This is a genomic window from Pseudoalteromonas sp. SG44-8, assembly GCF_014164125.1.
Lineage (GTDB): Bacteria > Pseudomonadota > Gammaproteobacteria > Enterobacterales > Alteromonadaceae > Pseudoalteromonas > Pseudoalteromonas rhizosphaerae.
Genome location: NZ_JACJEQ010000060.1, coordinates 1 through 5,182 on the forward strand (window position 1 = coordinate 1; position 5,182 = coordinate 5,182).

Annotated in this window: 5 protein-coding genes; 3 read left to right on the forward strand and 2 right to left on the reverse strand. The window is 36.8% G+C overall.

What is annotated here, in order from left to right:
- Window positions 1-216: 216 nt before the first annotated feature.
- Complete coding sequence (locus tag H5163_RS20860; protein WP_182735872.1) at window positions 217-705, forward strand: hypothetical protein; 489 nt, start codon at window positions 217-219, stop codon at window positions 703-705.
- Between the two features lie 187 nt (window positions 706-892).
- Complete coding sequence (locus H5163_RS20865; RefSeq protein WP_182735873.1) at window positions 893-1,312, forward strand: nuclear transport factor 2 family protein; 420 nt, start codon at window positions 893-895, stop codon at window positions 1,310-1,312.
- Between the two features lie 327 nt (window positions 1,313-1,639).
- On the opposite strand, the gene H5163_RS20870 is transcribed toward H5163_RS20865, so the two are convergent.
- On the reverse strand, window positions 1,640-3,211 hold the full coding sequence (locus tag H5163_RS20870) for a methyl-accepting chemotaxis protein (protein WP_259399844.1): 1,572 nt from the start codon (window positions 3,209-3,211) through the stop codon (window positions 1,640-1,642).
- 444 nt (window positions 3,212-3,655) lie between these two features.
- Complete coding sequence (locus H5163_RS21200) at window positions 3,656-3,874, reverse strand: DDE-type integrase/transposase/recombinase (RefSeq protein WP_220494616.1); 219 nt, start codon at window positions 3,872-3,874, stop codon at window positions 3,656-3,658.
- Between the two features lie 755 nt (window positions 3,875-4,629).
- Here H5163_RS21200 and H5163_RS20880 point away from each other — a divergent pair.
- Entirely contained in the window at window positions 4,630-4,983 is a 354-nt protein-coding gene (locus tag H5163_RS20880; protein ID WP_182735875.1) for a hypothetical protein, read from the forward strand.
- Window positions 4,984-5,182: the final 199 nt, after the last annotated feature.

Below are 5,182 nucleotides of genomic sequence, written 5' to 3' on the forward strand. Positions count from 1 at the left end.
CATCAGCCATCAGCCATCAGCCATCAGCCAATTATTAACTGCCGTTTTGGGGCAAAATAACAAGCTTTGAATTTCACTATTTTAATTACTTGTTTACAAAAGTAATTATTGGTGGAATTATCAAGGTATGTAATAGATACCGTTTTGGTGTTTTATAAACCACCAAAATGGTGTTCAATAAGCTGTTAGATTCACGCGGGACTACAAGGAATTTTCATGAAGAAATTAGTTTTAGTATTTTTAATCTTTTTAAATGGTTGCGTATCATTGCATTCTCCATATCCAGAAGGATATGAAGGGCCATCAGCGTTGGTAGCTAGTTCTGAAAACAGAGTTGATGGAAGCACCGTCCAAATATTTTATCTTGAAAAAGTAAATCAAAAACTAATTGTAAATTCTATGGGGGCATCAAGAGGAGCAACGCAAGGGCAAGGATTCAGTTTCACTTCTCAGTTAATAGAAACTGCCGTTCCTGCAATTGAAGCTACTTTTACTATTGTTGGTGCAACAGCTCATGCGGCTCCGATTCAGTCTTTATTTAGTGATAATTTAATTGTGCGTGGTGACATTACTTTTACTCCTGAGCCTCACGAAGAATATATAGTCAAAGGTGTTCTTAACTCTGAATATTCAGCTGTTTGGATAGAAAACAAGGAAACTGGAGAAATAGTTAATAAGAAGATTGAGGAAACGCAAGTTAAGTGAATCTAACAAGTGAATAATGTCGTTCGTAAACTCACTGGGAATTTTACTCGCTGGCCTTCGGCCAAAACGCTCCTATAATCCCCATATTCAAAGCGTTATATGCCGCAATTAAATTACCTACTTGGCTGTGGAAAACTTTTATGATCTGCCCAAGCATTAAACCTCATCACTAAAATTAAGGATAACTATGAAATGTATTGTCGTATCAATTATCGCAATTATGACTTTGTATACCAGTGATGTATTATCATGTACCGAAAGCAAGGATCCTGCAACTGTTGTGCAGGCACAGTTAGATGCCTATAACGCACATGATGTTGATCTTTTTGCTAGTTGCTATTCATCTGATATACAGGTGAAAGATCTCAGAAAGAATGGTCTAGATCTAGCTGGTAAAGAAGATTTAGTAAAAACTTATCAATTTTTGAAAAGTGTTCCAGAAGAATACAAAGTAATACTTGAGCAAAGGATGGTCAATGGATCAATCGTAATCGACTATGAAAGATTAACAGGGTTAGGTGAAAAAGAAGAGGATAGGCTTGTTTTTGCTATATACGAAGTTCGTGATGGAAAAATTAAGAATGTTTGGTTTCCACCTCCTCTATAACTCATTTTAGTTAAGATCTTGAAGCAATTGTATATAATCGGGTAGCCGGAGGTCTCTAACCTCCAGTCCCCACACCACCCATCATGCGCTTTTTATTAACAGAAAGTGCAATGGACGGTTCATCTCCCGTAATGAATATTGATCCAAATATCTCTCAATGACACTAAACCTTGTAAAGCTAAGTAGTTGTTGCCTAGCGCAATGTTAATTCCTTTTTTTTTTTAGCTTTGACAAGGGCCTTCGCTTCAGCAAGAGAATAACCGCGCTCATTAACCGCTTATCTATTAAAACGTTAATAGCCTTCGAGTAACCCCTTAGAATTTCAGTTTATTCCTGCAAAAATGTCGATAGTTGATCAACATGAGATTGTGTCTCATTGATTAATAACCCTATCTGAGCTGCGGCTTCGTTTGAAGTTTTGGCTAAATTACGGACTTCATCAGCCACCACTGCAAAACCTCTTCCCGCTTCACCAGCCCTCGCAGCTTCGATTGCAGCATTTAAAGCCAATAAATTCGTTTGATCAGCTACGGCATTTATAGTTGTAACGGTTGTCTGGATCTTGCCAAGAACCGATGACATAGAATGATGAGTTTCACTAACAAGTTTATTTCGAGATGACACATTGCTGCCAAAAACAACGTACTTAGAAATATCACCATTTAAATCCGTTATTGACGAAATGACACAATCTAATACCACCTCAGCGCCATTATGATTCAGTTTTATCATTACTTCTGTGGCTTCACCTTTTTCAAATTTCTGAATACGTGGTTTATCTAGGTAGTCTTTTAAATTACCAATCACCGATTGTATTTGAGCGTCATTCTCAATATGCAGCTGCTTTTTCGTATAATCATTCGCCGAAATGAACTGGCCATTTTGGTTAAATTCCAACACCGCTGAATGACTACTGATGGCATCTCTTTGATTAATTTGCTCCAATACTTGTCGTTTAATTTCACGCACATCAGAGCTAACACCAACAAAGCCAGTGTGTTCACCATATTTGTTAAAAATAGGATTCACCGACAAAACGATCCAGTAAGGCACGCCACTCTTATCAAAATTCAATATTTCTTCGTAAAAAGGCTGTCGTGCTTTTAAGTTTTTCGAAATCCGCTTAATGGTTTCTTTGTCCGTCTGCTCCCTTTGCAAAAAAACACTTGGCTTCTTCCCCTTCACTTCTTCCAAGGTATATCCTGATAAAGTTTCAAAGCCTGGATTGACGTATTCGACAAAACCATTTTTATCCGTGATCAATACACTTGTACTTGTATTACTGACCACCTGAGAAAGCAATTTGAGCTGTTCGTTATTGGTATTATCAGATCGTTTAGATAGAACAAAAGCACTTAATTTTTCGTTTTCTGAATTAAGAAGATGATGATGAACATGGACATAAGCGTCTTGCTTTTCAGATAGACAAAGTAAGCAATCCTCGCTGTTAGAAGCCCTATTAAGAACTTCCAGTAGTTGGGGGTCTTTCTGGTCTAAATACAGAGAATCACTATTTATTGAATCAAAGTTAGCTGTAACAAGCTTGTTATTCATATCAAAAACCGCATACGAATCTTGGCCTAAACCTATTAATTTTTGCCAATTTAGCTCAGCCAAAATCTGCTCAGTGACTGGTTCAAAAACATAGAGCACACAAGACTCAAGGTGCTTAATCGTAAAAGGTGTTGTTTGCAACTTAAAGTGCAACCCTTTATCGCCTTTGATGTAATCACTACTTTTGTCGTGATGTTTCAACAAGAAAGTAAGGGCTTGACGATCATCTGGTTTGTTATATTTTTGGCTTAAAAAACCGTAAGCCTGATTGCTGGCAATAACCCTCTGCTCTCTATCAACAATGACTGCAGCGTCTTTATGAGTGATAACTACTTGCTCTGCCATTATTTTTGTCTTATTTGAACTAAACCACATAACATACCACTATTTAAAAATTCAAAACATTCATACGTTTAAAAGCATGTATTGGATCACAGAATCAAGTCACTTGCCTTGGAGGTACATTGCTTAGCAAAATGTTTGAAATTGACTTTTATTTTATGACCGAGAGCCAAGAAAAGGAGCTTTGCATTTCTTCAGCACAGATCATTAATTTACTAACAAGCTGTATCCATGAATCCCCATGTAAAGGCCGACAGAGTATTGTCAACTCATCAGCGTGAGCTAATTAAATTCGAGCGAATACTCCTTAACTTAAATTTTGGACGCAACTAACCCTATCCTACTTTGCCAAGGATCGTTCATGAAAAACTTTATACAGGCTAGCTTTGAGTAAATGACGACCAAGTCAAAGAGATTATTTACCACTTCATGACAACTTAAAAAATGCTAGGCTTGCCCCTGTGATTTAAACTTACATATCTGCCGTTCATGTTGTCGAGTAGGCTGATGTGATAAGTCACATCGGTTATTTTCATATTGCACTGCAGAGTGTTTAACATTTGGTATTAAATTTCTTTGAGCTGCGGTGTAACTGCGTAGTTTATCCATAACAACTTTAACTGGTGCTCCTTTCAACTCCTTGAGCAATTTTTTAAAGAAACACATTGCCCACTTTTTTATCTTTACGCTTCTGGATCATACTTTCTGTACCATTGACGAATAGTTTCGTAACTTACAATAATACTTCGAGATCAAGTCATTCTTCGATACCCCAAAGCTCAATGTGAAACGTTAGTAAAGCCAGACTGCATGACTGATGATTTATACAGGATAAAGAGAACCTGCATAGATGTTTGAGTTTTTAATCTCAAAATTATGTTCTTTTTGTTCCAAAATTGAAATGGTTTCTTACAAGGCTGGAATAGAGAGTCATATGTAACAAGGGCTACAGAGGTGGTGTTAATGTTGCCTATTTGGTTTTTCTGATAGAGCTTACACTCCGTGTGTTGAACTACTAACAGGCTGAAACATAAAATTGTTGAATCCAGAAACTCTGAGTGAGTACTATATCTTTTTGCCATTAATACAACATGGAAAGTGCTCTACATTTATGCGGGATATTGCGAATGTAGTGCTAAGAGTTTTTAAATTTGTAAGGCAAGTTTGAACGATAAGCGGTCATAGGTAAAAGTTAAACTTATTCTTGTTTTAATGAGTAGGATCCTAATTTGTCCTATAACATTATTAACCGCCGTTTTGGTGCAAAATAACAAGCTTTGAATTTCAGCTATTTTAATTACTTGTTTACAAAAGTAATTATTGGTGGAATTATCAAAGTATGTAATAGATACCGTTTTGAGGTTTTATAAACCACCAAAATGGTGTTCAATAAGCTGTTATATGTCCAAGGAGGAACCGAGGTGAGTGATAACCTGTATTTCAAATCAGCGATGTTTAAATCTAATAAATCTCTTGCTGAGTATGTGTTTTCTGAACTTAAAAAGTTGAATTTTAATCCAGAATCTCCTATCGACAGTGATTATATGTTTAGTATTGCTATGAACATCGACGGAGTGATGGTTGATGTGTACCTCGGTAAAAATGACGAGGAATTGGAAACTCCTTTATGGCAGATTTGGCCAGAACAACGCATCTCCTTTTTTAAGAAGTTTTTTGGTAAAGTCAATAAGTCACCTGAATTGAAAGCAAGACAAGTTATCGAAAACATCGCAAAAAACATTGAGGGCGTTACTGATGTCGCATGGGACATATAACAAGTTAAACCATCGGAAAATCCCTCGCAGGCCAAACAACGGCCTATACGCTCGGACTTTCCGCTGTTTAAAGCGTTAGTGTTCATGGAGGAAAAATGAAAGTCCAGATAAAATCTTTCTCATCGCACCAAACTAGTAAAGTTATTGCTTTAGCGTTCGCACTATTCACAATTCCTTTTTCCATAATGGGAGTCATTGG

Bases quoted from the DNA above. Each gene is read 5' to 3' on its own strand.
- H5163_RS20860 (WP_182735872.1), top strand. From the start codon at position 217: ATGAAGAAATTAGTTTTAGTATTTTTAATCTTTTTAAATGGTTGCGTA.
- H5163_RS20865 (WP_182735873.1), top strand. From the start codon at position 893: ATGAAATGTATTGTCGTATCAATTATCGCAATTATGACTTTGTATACC.
- H5163_RS20870 (WP_259399844.1), bottom strand. From the start codon at position 3,211: ATGGCAGAGCAAGTAGTTATCACTCATAAAGACGCTGCAGTCATTGTT.
- H5163_RS21200 (WP_220494616.1), bottom strand. From the start codon at position 3,874: ATGTGTTTCTTTAAAAAATTGCTCAAGGAGTTGAAAGGAGCACCAGTT.